Raw genomic sequence first — 18,095 nt, 5'->3', positions numbered from 1 at the left:
GCTCAGTGCGGCGTTTGAGTACCGCACTTAATGGCTATTTGCTCATTTTGACTTCAGTAACCCATTTATTGATAAGGTTTTTACGGACATCAGCATCACCGTATTTATCCATATCGTAATTAATTAGGTTCAACTCATTGAGTTTTAATGAAACAGGAGAGGACTCCGCCGTTGTGTTGGTTAAGATCTGATAAGATTTACCTTCTTTCCAACTTAATTCTTGAGCTTCTTTCGATAATACGAAATCAACGAACAGTTTTGCGTTATCCATATTACGTGCATTTTTCAGGATACTGATCCCACCGATTTCATAGCCAGTACCTTCACAAGGCGCGATAAGCTCAAGTGGCGCACCATTTTCCACTTCTAATGAATAATCGTGTAAGAAGCCAATACCAATTGCTGATTCGCCGCGAGCAGCGTTACGGGCAGGGGCAATACCCGACTTGGTATATTGTGAAATGTTTGAATTCAGCTTTTTCAGATAATCAAAGGCTTGTTCATTACCCCATAGCTGGTCAAAAGTGGCTAATGCGGTATAAGCGGTTCCCGAGCTTTGGGGATCTGCGATTTGGATTTCACCTTTATATTCAGGTTTAATTAAATCTTTCCAGCAAGTTGGGATCGGTAATCCTTTTTCTTTTAATCGGTCTTTATTGACGCCAAATCCTAAAATACCAATGTAAACAGCGGAGGAATAATTCCCCTTACGTTTTGCAGGATCTTGGAACTGAGGCATGATCTCAGACAGGTTTGGCGACTTATATGGTTCCAGTAAATCCATTTCTCCTGCTTGTGAATGAGGGTCTAATGTACCGCCGTACCAGACGTCAGCTTGTGGATTCCGCTTCTCTGCTTCAATTTTCGCTAAAGTACTGCCAGAACCATTACGCACAAACGTGGTTTTGACATCATATTTTTTAGCAAAAGCTTGGGTTTCAGTTTCGCACATGGCGTTAGTGGCGCTACAGTAAACAACTAAACGTCCCGCAGCATTTGCAGTGGTAGTAATAGCTGCTAGGGATAAACCCGCAGCGACAAGTGTAGAGAGAGTTTTCAGTTTCATTGTCAGTCCTTTATTCAGGTTTTATTATCAGAGGGTGAAACAGTGCCTACCAAATGCTCTCGTTTGCTGACATTGGCAATCAAAAGAGGCATTAGCAGTAATCCCATCAAAGCCGCGGCACTTGCTAGCAAGGAAAACATCCCTGACCAACCATAATGTGCAATGACTTGAGAGAGTGGCCATCCAGCAATTGCAGCCCCTAAATAGGCATACAACCCCAGATAACCTGTTACCGCCCCAGCTGCTTTTTTATGACAATATTCTGTTGCAGCTAGACCGATTAACATTTGTGGTCCAAAAACAAAAAATCCAATCGCAAAGAAACATACGGCCAATAAAGCGTAATGATGAATGGGTGTTAACCATAAGGCGCTCACCGAAACACAGAGCCCTAATGAAAACAGAAGGATCATTGGCGCTCGTTGCCCGCGAAATAAAATATCAGAACCCCAACCAGAGCAGATTGCGCCTAATAGCCCACCTAACTCAAATAGCGATAATGTTGCATTGGCACTGAGTAAGTTGGTGCCATGTGTTTCCGTTAACCATAAATTTCCCCAATCATTTATCGCCATACGAATGAGATAAACCAAAATATAGGAGAAACCCAATAACCAAATCATACGGTTAAAAATGATGGCATCTTTTAATATCACTAACATTGGCATTGGCGGTGATAAACGCTCTTGGCGTAATTCCAACAGATCTTGTCGCCATTGCCCGACACTTGGCAGTTGTTCTTCTTGTGGTGTGCCTCGTAATTGACGACACAACCAAAGGCCAATAATGACACCAATGACGCCAGGAACAATTAAGGCCATTTGCCAGCTGTATTGGGTTGCTAACAATGCGGTTAGCAAGGGCAGTGACATTCCCCCAAGGTTGATGGAGATATTCCACAACCCCCACCAAAAACCACGTTCATTACGTGAATACCAATGCGTTAGAATGCGAGCACAAGGTGGCCAGCCCCAACCTTGGAAAAAACCATTTAATGTCCATACAATTAATAACGCTGGAAACGATAAACAATAGGCAAAAATGATGTTGAGTAACCCTGTCATCACTAAACCGGCACCCATAAACCAACGGTACCCTGTGGTATCGTGGAAAATTCCTGATAGAAACTTAGAAATACCATAAGTTAGATAAAACGAAGTCGCTATCCAGCCGATGTCACTTTTATCGAGAAATAATTCGTTTTGCATGACTGGCATCACGAAGTTAAAACTCTTTCGCGTGAGGTAAAAAGTGGCATAACCAATAATCATTGATAGCATTAAGCGGCGACGCCAAAAACGATACCTGTTATCCAGACTCAACGTGTCTTTACCTGTCATTGGATGGTTTCTCTTGTTAGGCGAAATGTAATCAAGTTTTTAACAAAAAGGATGAGAGAAGGTATTAGAGAGCTAGGAATTATTCCTAGTTTTACGATGTTTTATCTCAAAATGTGGGCAAGTTAACACTTATTTGTGTACCGTTTTGCGTTGTCAGCGTCCAGTCACCGCCTAAGGCTCTCACTCGTTCCTCAATGCCGCGTAAACCAAAGCCACTGCTACGTTTGCTAAATGGAATACCAACTCCATTATCACTAACAACAAGCTGGATCGAGTCACCTAATTGCTCAAGTGATATGTGGATTTGAGTGGCTTTTGCGTGTTTGCTGATATTGTTAAGGAGTTCTTGTACGAGGCGGTAAAGTGTAAACAACACGGTTTCATTTATCGGTGTTTCTTGTAAGCCATAATGAAAGTGACACTGAATATTATTCTGTGGAAATGAAAACTCAGCAATTAAATGCTTAAGAGCATTTTCAAGGGACATTTCGTTTAACACAGGAGGGCGTAATTGGCGTAATAGCTGCCGTGTAGATTGGTGGATTTGCTGAGCTAATTCATTGATCTGACTTGCGGCCTGATGGCTCAATGAATCCTCTGCCGTTTTTTTCACAAGCATCGATTGAATTTGAATTGCGGTAATATTTTGGCCAATTTCATCATGTAATTCGCGGGCAATCGCCTTTTTAATGTCTTCTTCAGTGTGGACAAGTTGGCGCATCAGGTCACGGCGGGCTTTTAGTTCTTGCTCCAAGCGTTGGCGATAACGCTGCAAGTTACTGGCAAGCTGCTTTTGGCGGCTAATGGCAATACCAAGACCAATTCCTATTAGCGCTTGGGTGCTTAAAAACATCTCTAACTCTTCTAAGTCCGCAAATGCGCCGTGAAATTGCCGTGCAAAGGTAATAATTAAACTACCTAATAATGCAGATAACACGCCACCCTGCCAACCATATCGGTAGGCCATAAAAACGTTAGGGATAAAAACTAATAAAACAATCAAACGTTCAATTTCAGGGGCGAAAAAGACTTGGGCACTGAGCCCCACCACACAAAATAAAAAACACCATACTATTAATGAAGTGCGCAATTGTTTATCAGGCGTACCGTAATCGAGTAGCATTTGATAATGCTGTTCATGCAGGTATTCATAAATAAGATAAACAAAAGGGGATAATAATATTCCACCGGTAAATGTGGTCAAAAAGAGTTGGCTAATAGAGTAGGGGGATAACCAGCCAAACAGTAACGCATGCAGGACACTATTGGCAGCGACACCGGCTAATAATAAAAGCAACCGCTGCCAATATAATGTATATCGCCACCAAATTCCTTGGATAACGAAAGCTACACCGAGGCTAAGTAATGGTGAAAGCAATAGAATGGGCTGGAATAACAGTTGTTCTTCTGATAACCAAAGGTTAAGTATGCCCTCACTGAGCAACAAAGTTAGCCAATAGCGTCGCCAAAGAATGATCATCAGGGCGAGTCTTAAACCTTGAGGGAGAAATAATGTTGCTTGAAAACTATTTTGACTGAGATAAAAGCCAATAATCCATAATCCAATCCATAATAATGAATAGGTAAAAAGCAAAAAAATGGATTGCAGTGTTAACCGTAGGCTTTTATTCATCTAGAAGCTACCGAACAATCAGGTTATGTTCTAATGCATAATGAACTAAGTCGATGGTATTTTCACATTGTAATTTACCCAATATATTGGCTCGATGAACATGCACCGTTTTGTGGCTTAACTCAAGCTGCTCAGCGATCACTTTGACACTCAGCCCTGCCACAAGTAAATCAAACACTTCACGTTCACGAGGAGTCAGTTCTTGAACGCCGGTTTGTTGCTGGGGGGAATGACGTAAAGCTCGCATGGCATCTGAACAGAGGTAACACCCCCCTTGATGCACGGAGCGTACCGCCTGAACTAATTCTTCGGGGCCACAACGTTTAGTCAAATAGGCGCTGGCTCCTGCATCTAAGGCGCTTTGAACAAAGGCCGGAGTATCGTAAATACTTAAAATAATCGTGCGAAAATCAGGTTTTTTTTGGCGCAAACGCGTCAATAATTGCAAGCCATTTTCATCTGGCATGGAAATATCCATAATGGCGACATCAATGTCGAGGCTGATTAAATTTGGCCAAGCTTCTTGAGCATTGGCATATTGTCCAACAATTGAAATGTCGGGCTCTAGGGTTAAAAGCTGTGCAAAACCGGAACGAACAACAATATGGTCATCAATTAAGGCTATTTTTATCATGCGACTTTATAAACATATAATGGGTCGGGTGTTGGGAAATCTTATATCAATATAGAGAAAGATTAGCTACCAGCAGAAGGTAAAATTCAGAGATAAACCCAATTTAGAGTATGAGTTAGTCTTTTTTCGGCAGTGACGGCATGAAGAGGTGGCGTGTGTTCTAATAACGGAATTGATAATGGCAACTTATTGTTTTCAGGATATATTATTTATTTTCTTACGGTTAAAAATAGCATGTCTAAAATCAACGACAAAAGAGATATTTAGCTGTCGTCAAAAGGAGACATTTATCTAATTGATATTTAAGGAATTAAAAAATGCGCTCTGAGGGTGTCATAAATTAGCGACAGTTAGGCAAAAGTATTAAACAGATAACGTGTACTGGAAAGAGGTTAACGTACGGTTAAAAATAAATTTTGTTTATATTCAATTAGATAAAAAATAGTTTGAAAGGTTGGCATGAGTTGTGCATAATAATATGCAGTTGCTCATTCAATTTATTATGTAGGTCCATAATTAGTTGGGTACATACCACATAAAGCAAGAATGACGCCAAAGTAAGGTGCCTACCGTCCAACAGCACAGATACTCGCCTTCGGGCCTTATCAAACACAGGGCGACACGTGGAGTGAGGCACCACCTATATGGTTATCTTTAATGTAAAGACATAGTCATATAGAAAAGTAGTAAGTCACATAGAACAAGTTACATAGAACAAGTTACATAGAAGTTGTTATCGCTGGCGGGGTGAAGCTCAATACTTCATTCCGCCTTCCTAATTTTATGCTCATCATTGACTCTTCAACTTTCCCCCATCTAATCACCAATATACCTATTTGAAAATACTCAATTTTATTGACTAGATTGGCACGTTCATTGCTATCTCATCATTATACTTAGTCTGATTTTAACGCTATGGGGCGCAGAAGTTGGATTGTGCTTTTCGCATGACGAGGAGTTCTGTTACCATTGAAATACGTTTAATGGGGATGAGATGAATGTATTGAGTAAATGGCGTTTTTTCCCGCGCTCCTTGCGCCAGTTAGTCGTTATGGCATTTTGGTTAGTTCTTTTACCATTACTGGTATTAGCTTATCAAGCATATCAAAGCCTTGAACAGTTGAGTAACCAAGCGGCCAATATCAATAAAACAACACTACTCGACGCAAGGCGAAGTGAGGTGATGAGCAGCCTCGCCTTGGAAATGGAGCGTAGCTATAGGCAGTATTGTGTTTTGCAAGATGCGACACTGAAAACGCAATATCAAAAGCAATTCGCTGATTATGAGCAGATGCTTGAACGCCAACGAACCATCCTTTCTCAAGAATCGGATACTTCCGGTCTTACTAACGCACTCGAGCAACTTAAAATAGTGAGTTGTGAAAATAATGAGCCAACTCATAAAGTCATTCAAGCACTGGAGCAATTTTCGAGTGATAACACGCAGTTAGTGCAAGAAACGCGAGATGTTATTTTCAGTCGTGGGGAGCAATTACAAAAAGCGATTGCGAATAAAGGCCAATTATTTGGCTGGCAAAGTTTGATTTTGTTCTTATTAAGTGCGCTATTAGTGACTTTATTTACTCGCATGATCATCGGCCCTGTAAAAGTTATCGAGCGAATGATTAATCGTCTGGGGACAGGGAGGACACTTGCTAGCAATATTGAACGATTTAAAGGGCCCAGAGAATTGCGGACTATTGCACAGCGAATTATTTGGCTCAGTGAGCGTTTGGCATGGCTTGAGTCTCAACGTCATGAATTTTTGCGGCATATTTCCCATGAATTAAAGACCCCCTTAGCCAGCATGCGTGAGGGTACAGAATTGTTAGCGGATGAAGTCGCTGGGCCGTTAACGGTTTCTCAACGAGAAGTTGTTGAGATTTTAGATAATAGCAGCAAGCATCTTCAGCAACTGATTGAACAGTTACTTGATTATAACCGCAAGCTGGTGGATAACCCGCCAGAAGCACAATTAGTTGATTTGCAAAAACTGGTTGATGATATTGTAAATGCTCATAATTTGCCCGCTAGAGCAAAAAATATTAAAACTGAAGTAAGGTTGAAAGTAGGTAGCTGTTTAGCTGAGCCTACACTTCTTGGTCGCGTTATTGATAATATCTACTCCAATGCGGTGCACTATGGTAGTGAATCAGGTAATATTTGGGTTTCTAGTCGTAGGATAGACAATAAACTCCTGATTGAAGTGGCAAATACAGGTACCCCAATCCCAGATTCTGAAAAAAGCATGATATTTGAACCTTTTTATCAAGGGTCATTACAAAGAAAAGGTGCAGTTAAAGGTAGTGGTTTGGGGTTAAGTATCGCACAAGATTGTATCAAACAAATGGGTGGCGAACTTTCTTTGGTCCCTAATAAATCAGCTGATGTCTGTTTTAGAATTGAACTGCCGCTAACAGCAGAGAATGAATAATGTTAAATCGGTCTACAGAATTCTTAGCAGTACTTTGTCATAACGTACTGCCAAATAAGCAAAAACTAGCAAGCTATTACGCGATGCGGCGTACGGCTGTAAATTTTGGCGCAGTTATTTTTACCCTTTTTCTAACGGGGTGTGTTACTAAAAATGGTCAATCGCCACTTGAAACATTATCTCAAGTGGTTGTGCCTGAAGTGAAAGTTACTGATTATCGTTATGCATCATGTGACACTATTTGGGATAATGACGAGCCTGTTGCTCGAGAAAATGCGTTGTTTTGGCTGCGTATGATGGACTGTGCTGATAGGGTTGACATAACCCAAGCACGAAATGATGCAACGCAAATAACCGTAACGGATTGGTCAACGGCCTTTCAACAAAACATCTTATTGAATGCAGCCGACCCAACCACGGCAGAACGCAGAAAAATGCTAGATAGCATCAATACATATAGTCTTAGCTTTCCAACGGCGGTACGTCCATTGTTACAACTTTGGCGTGAACAACAAGTACAAATTATTAATCTGTCAGATGCGGGCGTGCGCTATAAGCGTTTACAACAAGAAATGGATAGCAAGCTTGATCGCCTAAAAGAAGACAATGCTAAGTTGGCTTTTGAACTTAGTACAACATCGCGTAAATTAGAAAACTTAACAGATATCGAGCGTCAGCTTTCATCTCGCAAAAAAAGCACCAATGAAACGGAAAAAGAAGTTGAAAGTACGGTGGAAGGGGAAAAAATGACGGCTCCAAACGTTCAACCGTCTAGCGATGCGACAGGTTTAACTGCAACGGGGAGTGCACCTAATGACAAACCGTAAATCAGCAAGTTTGCTGCTAGTTGATGATGATCCCAGTCTTCTTAAACTCCTTGGTATGCGCCTTAGTAGTGAGGGATTTAAAGTTACGACAGCAGAAAGTGGCCCGGAAGCACTTAAAATCTTACAAAAAGAAAAGTTAGATTTAGTGATCAGCGACTTGCGAATGGATGAAATGGACGGAATGGCGCTATTTGATGAAATACAAAAAGCGCATCCCAACATGCCAGTTATCATATTAACAGCGCATGGCTCAATCCCCGATGCGGTAGCTGCAACACAGCGTGGCGTTTTTAGCTTTCTCACCAAGCCTGTCGATAAAGATGCTTTGTATAAAGCGATTGAAGAAGCACTGGCTCTGTCATCTACGCCAATGAGCGATGAAGAATGGAGTTCAGGTATTGTCACTCGCAGTCCTCTTATGATCCGTCTGTTAGAACAGGCGCACATGGTGGCACAATCTGATGTGAGCGTACTTATCAATGGGCAAAGTGGTACAGGTAAAGAAGTGTTGGCTCAAGCCATCCATAAAGCTAGCCCACGGGCACGTAAGCCATTTATCGCCATTAATTGTGGTGCATTACCTGAGCAATTATTAGAGTCTGAACTTTTTGGTCATGCAAAAGGGGCTTTTACCGGTGCAGTAAGTAGTCGAGAAGGTTTGTTTTTTGCTGCAAGTGGCGGGACGTTATTTTTAGATGAAATTGGTGATATGCCAATGCCCCTGCAAGTCAAATTATTGCGGGTGCTACAAGAACGCAAAGTGCGTCCTTTAGGCAGTAATCGTGATCTTGATATTGATGTACGAATTCTCTCAGCGACTCACCGTAACTTACCAAAAGCGATGGAAAAAAATGAGTTTCGTGAGGATCTCTATTATCGTTTAAATGTGGTTAATTTACGTATTCCTGCGCTTAATGAACGCTCTGAAGATATTCCATTACTAGCGAATCATTTATTACGTGAGTCAGCATCTCGCCATAAACCCTTTGTACGGAGTTTTTCAAGTGATGCTATGAAATGTTTAATCACAGCGAGCTGGCCAGGAAATGTGCGCCAATTAGTTAACGTGATTGAACAGTGCGTCGCTCTCACAACATCCCCTGTAATCAGTGAAGCACTGGTTAGCCAAGCATTGCAAGGGGAAAATACCGCATTACCAACTTTTGTCGAAGCTCGTAACCAATTTGAATTGAATTATTTACGCAAGCTATTGCAAATGACTAAAGGAAATGTGACTCAAGCCGCTAGGATGGCGGGGCGAAACCGCACTGAATTTTATAAATTACTTGGTAGGCATGATTTAGAAGCCAATGATTTTAAAGAATAAATGAGAATTATTTACCGCGTGAATTTTATAGATTAAATTATGTGGTATAGGGCTATTCATATTCATGCTCCGGGAGAGAAAACACCTTATGAGCCGTAAGCTTAATATTTCACTAGCACAACTCAACTGGTTAGTTGGTGATATCGAAGGCAACTGCGATCGCATGTTGCAAGTTGTTAGTGAACAAGCATCACAGACAGATATTGTGATGTTCTCAGAGTTATCTCTGACAGGGTATCCACCCGAAGATTTGATTTTCCGTGGTGATTTTGAAGACCGCTGCGTAGCACAGTTAGAGCGCTTACAAAAAGCGAGTTCAGAGACAGCGATTATTGTAGGTCACCCTTGGTATGAAGGGGATGATATCTATAATGCGCTATCATTTTTCTATCAAGGTAAATTACTTGCTCGCTATTTCAAACAAGAGTTACCAAACTATGGGGTGTTTGATGAGCCTCGTTACTTTACTGCTGCTGAAAAAAGCTGTGTGGTAGAGTTCAAAGGCTACCGTTTAGGCTTGTTAATTTGCGAAGACATTTGGTATGACGAACCGGTAGATGCTGTTAAAGGAGCAGGAGCTGAGTTATTACTAACCATTAATGCATCTCCTTATGACATTCATAAAGAACATATCAGAAGTGATTTATTAGTCGAACATTGTCAACGCACTCATATGCCTATCGTCTACCTTAATCAGGTTGGAGGGCAAGACGAGTTAGTCTTTGATGGTGGTTCTAAAATCATCGCCAATAAAGGCAAACAAATCTTTAAATTGGCAGAATTTAAAGAACAGGTTATCACCGTGCAATTTGATGAGCTTGCATTAGTGAGTGACGGCGGGCTATTTATTGAGAATGACCCTATTGCACAGGTATACCAAGCCTTGGTGATGGCAACGCGTGATTATATTAATAAAAATGGATTCAATGGCGCGATTTTAGGACTATCTGGGGGAATTGATTCAGGGCTGACCGTGGCTATTGCGGTGGATGCAATTGGTAAAGAGCATGTACAAGCGGTCATGATGCCGTTTCGTTATACCTCTGAAATGAGCATTCATGACGCCAAAGAACAAGCTGATTTACTTGGTGTTGAGTTTGATATTGTGTCTATTGAACCGATGTTTGATGCTTTTATGGCACAGTTAACACCTATGTTTGAAGGAACTGCGGTTGATACAACCGAAGAAAACTTACAAGCACGTTGCCGAGCCGTTATTTTAATGGCGATGTCAAATAAACGTCGCCGTTTGGTACTGACAACCAGTAATAAAAGTGAGTCAGCTGTTGGCTATTCAACGTTGTATGGTGATATGGCGGGCGGGTTTGATGTTTTAAAAGATGTGCCTAAAACCCTTGTCTTTGAGCTGGCTAAATATCGAAATACACTATCTCCCGCGATTCCACAACGTGTCATTGATAGACCGCCTTCAGCGGAACTCGCACCGGGTCAGTTAGATCAAGACAGTCTGCCACCTTATGATGTGCTAGATGCATTATTAGAAGGTTATGTAGAAAAAGATTTATCTGTTAATGACCTAATCAAATTAGGTTTTGATAAAGATGTGGTGCGTAAAGTTGTGCGTCTTGTTGATATTAATGAATATAAGCGTCGTCAGGCTCCGGTTGGCCCACGTATTACTATGCGTAATTTCACAAAAGATCGCCGTTATCCGATCACCTCAGGTTTTGGCCGTAAAAACTGGTCATAACAGGAATTATTTATGAAAAAAATTGATGCAATTATAAAGCCATTCAAACTTGATGATGTTCGAGAAGCATTAGCCGAAGTCGGTATTACAGGAATGACCGTGACTGAAGTAAAAGGTTTTGGTCGCCAAAAAGGGCATACTGAACTCTACCGTGGTGCAGAGTATATGGTCGACTTTTTGCCTAAAGTCAAAATTGAAATTGTTGTTCCAGATGACATTGTTGAAAACTGTGTCGAGACCATTATGCAAACTGCACAAACTGGTAAAATTGGTGATGGCAAAATTTTTGTTTATGATGTCGCTCGTGTGATCCGCATTCGTACCGGTGAGCAAGACGAAGAAGCGATTTAAAATAAATTGAAAAAGCGGTAACGGAAAATACACAGGAATGGGATTAGAACAGTGTATTTATTATGCGAGCCCGTTACCGCTAAATTGTTAAAAAACTATAACGACCAAACCATTAAAGCAAGTTACTTTGGCTGGTGAGTTTTATGGAATGCTCTTCTTTGCAGAAGAGCATTTTTTCAATTAATTAAGTGGCAATACTTTGTGTGGGCCAAAACACTCATAGTGAATAGCTTCTGGAGAGATACCCATAGCAATTAATTGCTTACCAACGTGCTGCATAAAGCCAATTGGGCCGCAAAAGTAAAACTGCATATTAGGTTGTTTAATCCATTCACTGACTTGCTCTAAATTCATGAGACCTTGGCATTGATAATCAAAGCCTAGGCGATCTTCTTCTCTAGGTTGATTAAACCAAATCGCGGACTTGCCCGCTTTTTGTTTTGCCATTAACTGTTGAACTTCATGGCTAAAAGCGTGGACAGCACCATTTTCTGCCGCATGTAACCAGTTAACTTGAGCATCATGGCCTTGCTCTGTGAGGTGATTTAACATACTTAACATCGGGGTTAAACCAACACCTGCTGAAATAAGTGTCACTGGCGTTGTATTATCAACATTGATAAAGAAATCCCCACATGGAGGCGCGAGTTGCACGCTATCCCCTTCATTTAACTTTTGATGTAAGAAATTCGAAACGGCACCTTGGTCTTCACGCTTTACAGCAATACGGTAGCTATGGCCATTTGGTGAAGTAGTGAGTGAGTATTGGCGGATCTCTTGGTTTTCAAATTGATCATCATTTACATAAATTGTAATGTATTGGCCGGGTAGATAATCAGCAACAGGTTTTCCATCAACAGGCACAAACTCAAAGCTAGTGATAACATCACTCTGTGGTTGTTTTTGTTTCAGTTTAAATTCACGCAGCCCATCCCATCCCCCTGACTTTTCTTTATTTTCTTGGTAAATGGCCGCTTCACGACCGATGAAAATGTCAGCAAGTACCCCATAAGCTCGGCCCCACGCATCAAGCACTTCTTGACCTGGGTTGAGAAGTTCATCAATTGCAGCCAACAAATTTTCGCCAACGATAGGGTAATGTTCAGGTTTGATATTCAGGCTAACGTGCTTTTGTGCGATTTTTTCAACCGCGCTAATCAGTGCTTCTGGTGTTTCAATGTGAACAGCATACGCACAGATAGCATTGAACAATGCTTCACGCTGATCGCCATTCATTTGGTGGGTCATATTAAAGATATCTTTTAATTCAGGATGCTGTTTAAACATTCTGTCATAAAAATGAGCAGTAAGCTTTGGTCCCGTCTCTGCAATAGCGGGAATAGTGGATTTAACAATGGCGATGGTTTGGCTATCTAACATACAAGTGCTCCTGAATTATTTTCATGTTCCTTTGATGCTTATTATCGCGGTCTATTTTTCCTATGATGATAAATAACATTTTATTTTCATTGGAGTAGAGCCATTAAGTTGTAATAAACAATCTTTTTTTGAAGAACATAAAGTTTATTTATAAACATGCATTTTAAATACAACTTATAATATTTACGTGTTTCTGTAAATACTCAAACACATAAAATATGGGGGAAATAGGCACATAATGAGAAGGGTGTAACAAATCCAGCTATTCGTACGTTTAAAATTTAAATTTAGGCTATTTTATATGGAGGGTGGCAGAAGCAAATTGAAATGAAAAAAATTAATGCAATCGTTTGCGTATATTTTTTCTTTAGGGCTATCTCAATAAGGAAAAAGAGTTTACACTGTGTGTCATTGCGATGAATCGATTTTCAACCTATTGAATTGCTGAGGCAGGAGAAGCGAATGTTAAAGCGTGAAATGAATATTGCAGACTATGATCCAAAACTATGGGAAGCAATGGAGCAAGAAGTACAACGTCAAGAAGAACACATTGAATTAATTGCTTCTGAAAACTATACCAGTCCACGAGTCATGCAGGCTCAAGGTTCTCAGCTAACTAATAAATATGCCGAAGGGTATCCGGGTAAGCGCTATTATGGCGGCTGCGAGTACGTTGATGTGGTTGAGCAACTAGCGATTGACCGTGCAAAAGAATTATTCGGTGCTGATTACGCGAACGTACAACCACACTCAGGTTCACAAGCGAACGCAGCGGTTTATATGGCACTGTTGCAACCAGGTGATACCGTTCTGGGTATGAACCTTGCACACGGTGGCCACTTAACGCACGGTTCACCTGTAAACTTCTCTGGTAAATTGTACAACATCGTGCCTTACGGTATCGATGAAAGCGGTAAAATTGACTACGACGATATCAAAGCGCAAGCTGAAAAACACAAACCAAAAATGATTATCGGTGGTTTCTCTGCATACTCAGGCGTGGTTGATTGGGCAAAAATGCGTGAAATCGCAGACGGTATTGGCGCTTATTTATTTGTTGATATGGCTCACGTTGCCGGCCTGATTGCTGCGGGTGTTTATCCAAACCCAGTTCCTCATGCACATGTGGTGACAACAACAACGCACAAAACTTTAGCGGGTCCACGTGGTGGATTGATTTTAGCTAAAGGTGGCGACGAAGAGTTATACAAAAAAATCAACTCAGCCGTATTCCCTGGTTCTCAAGGTGGCCCTTTAATGCATGTTATTGCAGGTAAAGCGGTTGCTCTAAAAGAAGCAATGGAGCCAGAGTTTAAAGTTTACCAACAGCAAGTTGCGAAAAATGCGAAAGCGATGGTAGAAATTTTCCAACAACGCGGCTATAAAGTCGTTTCTGGTGGTACTGAAAACCATTTATTCTTAGTTGATTTAGTTGACAAAAATATTACAGGTAAAGATGCCGATGCTGCATTGGGTCGTGCGAATATTACTGTTAACAAAAACAGCGTTCCTAACGATCCAAAGAGCCCATTTGTCACGTCAGGTGTACGTATAGGTTCTCCTGCTATTACACGTCGTGGTTTCAAAGAAGCAGAAGCACGCGAGCTAGCTGGCTGGATGTGTGATATTCTAGATAACCTCAATGACGAAGCGACCATTGAGAGCGTGAAACAAAAAGTATTAGCAATTTGCAAAAAATACCCAGTTTACGCATAAATTAAAAATAATTAGTTATCAAAACCCGCTTCTACACTTTGTATAAGCGGGTTTTTTGCATCGAAAAAAGGGAGGAGGGATGGTCATTCCATCAACGCGCTGGCTAGCAATTGATTATTTTACCTATTTTTTTGCTTACAGTATTTTCTTGCCATTTTGGTCAGTCTGGCTACAAGGTGAGGGTATTGATGCCGAAATGATAGGTGTTTTGCTTGGAGTTGGCCTAGCAGCTCGTTTTCTTGGTGCGATGTTTATCACGCCATTAGTTAAAGAGCCTTCTAAGTTAATTACAGCATTGCGGTTGTTAGCCGCAGCTTCCTTAATCTTTTCAATTGGCTTTGCCTTTGGTTCACATTGGGCATGGTTACTCTTTGTGATGATTGGTTTTAACTTATTTTTTGCTCCAATGGTTCCATTAGGGGATTCACTGGCAGGGACATGGCAAAAGCAGTTTACATTTGATTACGGTAAAATCCGCGTTTGGGGGTCGATAGCCTTTATTATTGGGTCTTCATTAATGGGCTATTTAGCGGGTGTCTGGGGCCATAAATCCATTATGATTGCGCTGGTGATCAGTTGTTTAGCCTTATTGTTGGGGGCAATGTTAAGGCCAGAAATCATGCCAGCGGGAGTCGCTAAAGCCGATAATGGCAACAAAGTGACATTCAAGCAACTGATTGCAGATAAGAACGTCGTTAGGTTTTTGATTTGTGTAACGTTATTGCAAGGGGCGCATGCCGCTTATTATGGTTTTGCTTCTCTATTTTGGAAAGAGGCTGGCTATTCCGATTTAGTGATAGGTAATTTATGGTCGCTCGGTGTTGTCGCTGAAGTGATTGTTTTTATGTTAAGCCATCGTTTATTTAGACGTTGGAGTGCTCGTAACCTATTATTGTTATCCGCTTTTTGTGGCATTATCCGCTGGGGCTTGATGGGCGCGTTTACTGCACTACCGGTATTAATCGTGGTGCAAATTCTTCACAGTGGGACTTTTACCATTTGTCACCTTGCGGCTATGCGTTTTATTAGTGCACGTAAAGAAAATGAAATTATTCCACTACAAGGGGTTTATTCAGCTCTAGCTACGGGTGGGGGATTAGCCGTATTAACCATCATCGTGGGTTATATTTATGAACGCGTTCCTGCTCATCATGGCGTCGTGTTCTATTTGATGGCTCTACTTGCAGTTCCTGCATTATTTATTCGCCCTAAAATTGTTGCACAATCTTAAATTTTCTAGAGCCAATTTAGTTGATTCTATTAATAATAAAGCGATTAATAATTGTTAGATAAAAGAATGATTTTTTATTAAAGCAGTTACAGTCTTTTTCTAAAAAGCAAAATACCCACACTAAATAGCGAAATAGTGTGGGTATTGTCATTTAAGATACTGTTGTATTAGCGCTTAAGTGCTTCCGATAATTCGTCTTTCATCACAGAAAGTATATCTCTAACAACACGTGGGCTACCTGCGACTAAATTGCCAGAAGCAATGTAGTTATGGCCGCCGATAAAATCAGTCATGATCCCGCCAGCTTCACGCATGATAAGCTCACCGCCTAAAAAATCCCACGGTTTCAAACCAATTTCAAAGAATGCATCAACACGGCTAGAAGCCACATAGCATAAATCTAAAGCAGCAGAGCCGGTGCGACGGAAGTCTGCACATTTATCAAACATTGCCGTCATGATATTCATAAACACAGGGGAATGCTGCTTATGTTTGAATGGGAAGCCTGTCGCAACGATAGCGCCATCAAGATCACGTTTCTCATCAATACGGATGCGGTAACCGTTAAGTTGTGCGCCTTGGCCACGCACTGCGCTGAATAATTCATTGCGCATTGGGTCGTAAACAACCGCAACTTCTGTGCGGCCTTTAACGCGCACAGCGATAGAAACAGAAAAATGGGGAAGACGTTTTGTGAAGTTAGTAGTGCCATCCAGTGGATCAATTACCCATTGAATATCATCGTCTTTACCTAATAATTCACCACTCTCTTCGGTGATAATTGTGTGGTCTGGATATGATTTGCGGATGACTTCAATAATCAATTGCTCAGATTCTTGGTCTACGTTAGTTACGAAATCGTTAGTGCCTTTCTGAGTGACTTTGATATTGCTAGGCATTTCATAGTTTTTAGCTATGTGATTACCGGCCTTACGTGCTGCACGTATGGCGATGTTAAGCATCGGATGCATGGGCTTTTTCCACTGGAATGTTAAAGAACGAAAAACTTGAGTGCCGAAGTATATAGATGTTCGTCACAATAAGCAATTTTGTGTTAAGCTATTGCGATATTTTTTTCATTAAACGTATAAACCATGTTAGATAATATCCGTATTGTTCTTGTTGAGACTTCACACACTGGTAATATGGGCTCAACGGCCCGAGCGATGAAAACCATGGGGCTGTCTAATCTTTATCTTGTCAACCCACTTGTTGAGCCTGACTCACATTCCATCGCACTCTCTGCGGGCGCTAGTGACGTTATTGGTAATGCGACGATAGTTAAAACCCTCGATGAAGCCTTAGAAGGGTGTAAGTTGGTCATCGGTACCAGCGCACGTTCTCGGACGTTATCTTGGCCGATGGTTGAGCCGCGCGAATGTGGCGTAAAGTCTGTTAATCAGTCAAAAGAATCACCGGTAGCGATCGTTTTTGGTCGTGAACGTGTCGGTTTAACAAATGAAGAACTGCAAAAGTGCCAATACCATCTTTATATTCCGACTAACCCTGAATACGGCTCATTGAATTTAGCCATGGCGGTGCAGTTAGTCAGTTATGAGATCCGCATGGCTTATTTAGCTCAGGATGAAAAAAATGCAGTGATATCACCAGACGATGAGGTAGAATACCCGCCGTCAGAAGATGTTGAGCGCTTTTATGTTCATCTGGAAAGCGTGTTAAATGAATCGGGTTTTATTCGCAAAGCTCATCCAGGCTTAATTATGAATAAGTTACGTCGTTTATTCACGCGTGCACATATCGAAACTCAAGAGCTGCACATTCTACGCGGTATCTTAACATCGATGGAAAAATGGGCAAAAAAGTGAGGCTAAATCCGTGGTGAAAGTAGGTAAATAATACTTGAGTAAATTAGTCAGGTAAATAGTTGACTAAATTACTCAGGAATGTCACAATCTGACCATAATTTACCACGGAGTAATATGTTATGAGACTCACTTCCAAAGGGCGTTATGCAGTAACAGCAATGCTAGATGTTGCGTTACATTCTCAGTCAGGTCCAGTTCCTTTAGCGGACATCTCTGAACGTCAGGGAATTTCCCTTTCTTATCTTGAGCAACTTTTCTCTCGTTTACGCAAAAATGAGCTAGTTTCCAGTGTCCGCGGGCCGGGTGGTGGGTATTTGCTTGGCCGCGACGCAGACCAAATTTTTGTTGCTGAGGTAATCGCTGCGGTTGATGAATCTGTTGATGCTACTCGTTGTCAAGGTAATAAAGAAGGTTGCCAAAATGGTGACCGTTGCTTAACACATGCTTTATGGCGTGACTTAAGTGATCGCATCACCAGTTTTCTTAGCAGTATCAGCCTTGATGAATTAGTTAAAAACCAAGAAGTTATGGTTGTAGCTGATAGACAAGATAATGAACAGCGTAAAACCATGCCAAATGGCATTACAGCTGAATCTATTATCAATGTACGTGCTTAATA

15 protein-coding genes are annotated in these 18,095 nt (G+C 41.2%); 9 read left to right on the top strand and 6 right to left on the bottom strand.

Features of this window, described 5'->3' with window-relative positions:
• Positions 1-34: 34 nt before the first annotated feature.
• From ACLPIE_RS15040 to ACLPIE_RS15025, 4 genes are all read right to left on the bottom strand, one after another.
• On the bottom strand, positions 35-1,066 hold the full coding sequence (locus ACLPIE_RS15040) for an ABC transporter substrate-binding protein (RefSeq protein WP_430262594.1): 1,032 nt from the start codon (positions 1,064-1,066) through the stop codon (positions 35-37).
• Between the two features lie 14 nt (positions 1,067-1,080).
• Complete coding sequence (uhpC, locus tag ACLPIE_RS15035; RefSeq protein WP_430262593.1) at positions 1,081-2,406, bottom strand: MFS transporter family glucose-6-phosphate receptor UhpC; 1,326 nt, start codon at positions 2,404-2,406, stop codon at positions 1,081-1,083.
• A 106-nt stretch (positions 2,407-2,512) separates the two neighbouring features.
• Positions 2,513-4,039, bottom strand: coding sequence for an MASE1 domain-containing sensor histidine kinase (locus tag ACLPIE_RS15030; protein WP_430262592.1), 1,527 nt, complete (start codon positions 4,037-4,039; stop codon positions 2,513-2,515).
• A 7-nt stretch (positions 4,040-4,046) separates the two neighbouring features.
• The gene (locus ACLPIE_RS15025; protein ID WP_430262591.1) at positions 4,047-4,673 is read right to left on the bottom strand and encodes a response regulator; all 627 of its coding nucleotides are present in this window, start codon (positions 4,671-4,673) and stop codon (positions 4,047-4,049) included.
• Positions 4,674-5,667: 994 nt separating this feature from the next.
• On the opposite strand from ACLPIE_RS15025, the gene ACLPIE_RS15020 reads away from it, so the two are divergent.
• The 5 genes from ACLPIE_RS15020 (at position 5,668) to glnB (ending at position 11,323) form a co-directional block, all read left to right on the top strand.
• Complete coding sequence (locus tag ACLPIE_RS15020) at positions 5,668-7,107, top strand: sensor histidine kinase (RefSeq protein WP_430262590.1); 1,440 nt, start codon at positions 5,668-5,670, stop codon at positions 7,105-7,107.
• On the top strand, positions 7,107-7,934 hold the full coding sequence (gene qseG, locus ACLPIE_RS15015) for a two-component system QseEF-associated lipoprotein QseG (RefSeq protein WP_430262589.1): 828 nt from the start codon (positions 7,107-7,109) through the stop codon (positions 7,932-7,934). Before ACLPIE_RS15020 ends, qseG begins: the two co-directional genes overlap by 1 nt.
• Positions 7,921-9,261 carry a two-component system response regulator GlrR gene (gene glrR, locus ACLPIE_RS15010; protein ID WP_430262588.1) on the top strand — a complete coding sequence of 447 codons (1,341 nt, stop codon included), beginning with the start codon at positions 7,921-7,923 and terminating at the stop codon, positions 9,259-9,261. The genes qseG and glrR overlap by 14 nt, the downstream gene beginning before the upstream one ends.
• Before the next feature lie 88 nt (positions 9,262-9,349).
• Entirely contained in the window at positions 9,350-10,972 is a 1,623-nt protein-coding gene (locus ACLPIE_RS15005) for an NAD+ synthase (RefSeq protein ID WP_430262587.1), read from the top strand.
• A 12-nt stretch (positions 10,973-10,984) separates the two neighbouring features.
• On the top strand, positions 10,985-11,323 hold the full coding sequence (gene glnB, locus ACLPIE_RS15000) for a nitrogen regulatory protein P-II (protein WP_004912721.1): 339 nt from the start codon (positions 10,985-10,987) through the stop codon (positions 11,321-11,323).
• 180 nt (positions 11,324-11,503) lie between these two features.
• On the opposite strand, the gene hmpA is transcribed toward glnB, so the two are convergent.
• Positions 11,504-12,703 carry an NO-inducible flavohemoprotein gene (gene hmpA, locus ACLPIE_RS14995; RefSeq protein WP_430262586.1) on the bottom strand — a complete coding sequence of 400 codons (1,200 nt, stop codon included), beginning with the start codon at positions 12,701-12,703 and terminating at the stop codon, positions 11,504-11,506.
• Positions 12,704-13,165: 462 nt separating this feature from the next.
• Here hmpA and glyA point away from each other — a divergent pair, with 462 nt between their 5' ends.
• Positions 13,166-14,419: a serine hydroxymethyltransferase gene (gene glyA, locus ACLPIE_RS14990; protein ID WP_430262585.1), complete on the top strand. Its 1,254-nt coding sequence runs from the start codon at positions 13,166-13,168 to the stop codon at positions 14,417-14,419.
• 79 nt (positions 14,420-14,498) lie between these two features.
• Positions 14,499-15,650, top strand: a complete 1,152-nt coding sequence (locus ACLPIE_RS14985) for a 3-phenylpropionate MFS transporter (RefSeq protein ID WP_430262584.1) — start codon at positions 14,499-14,501, stop codon at positions 15,648-15,650.
• Positions 15,651-15,817: 167 nt separating this feature from the next.
• Here ACLPIE_RS14985 and suhB read toward each other — a convergent pair whose 3' ends face one another.
• Positions 15,818-16,621: an inositol-1-monophosphatase gene (gene suhB, locus ACLPIE_RS14980; protein WP_430262583.1), complete on the bottom strand. Its 804-nt coding sequence runs from the start codon at positions 16,619-16,621 to the stop codon at positions 15,818-15,820.
• Positions 16,622-16,744: 123 nt separating this feature from the next.
• Here suhB and trmJ point away from each other — a divergent pair, with 123 nt between their 5' ends.
• Together trmJ and iscR are read left to right on the top strand one after the other, a co-directional pair.
• Positions 16,745-17,476: a tRNA (cytosine(32)/uridine(32)-2'-O)-methyltransferase TrmJ gene (gene trmJ, locus ACLPIE_RS14975; RefSeq protein ID WP_430262582.1), complete on the top strand. Its 732-nt coding sequence runs from the start codon at positions 16,745-16,747 to the stop codon at positions 17,474-17,476.
• A gap of 119 nt (positions 17,477-17,595) precedes the next feature.
• Positions 17,596-18,093, top strand: coding sequence for a Fe-S cluster assembly transcriptional regulator IscR (iscR, locus tag ACLPIE_RS14970; protein WP_430262581.1), 498 nt, complete (start codon positions 17,596-17,598; stop codon positions 18,091-18,093).
• The last annotated feature ends 2 nt before the right edge of the window (positions 18,094-18,095 follow it).

The organism is Providencia sp. Me31A (assembly GCF_050487165.1).
In the GTDB taxonomy this organism is placed as follows: Bacteria; Pseudomonadota; Gammaproteobacteria; order Enterobacterales; family Enterobacteriaceae; genus Providencia.
This window is presented reverse-complemented; position numbering and strand designations above follow the sequence as displayed.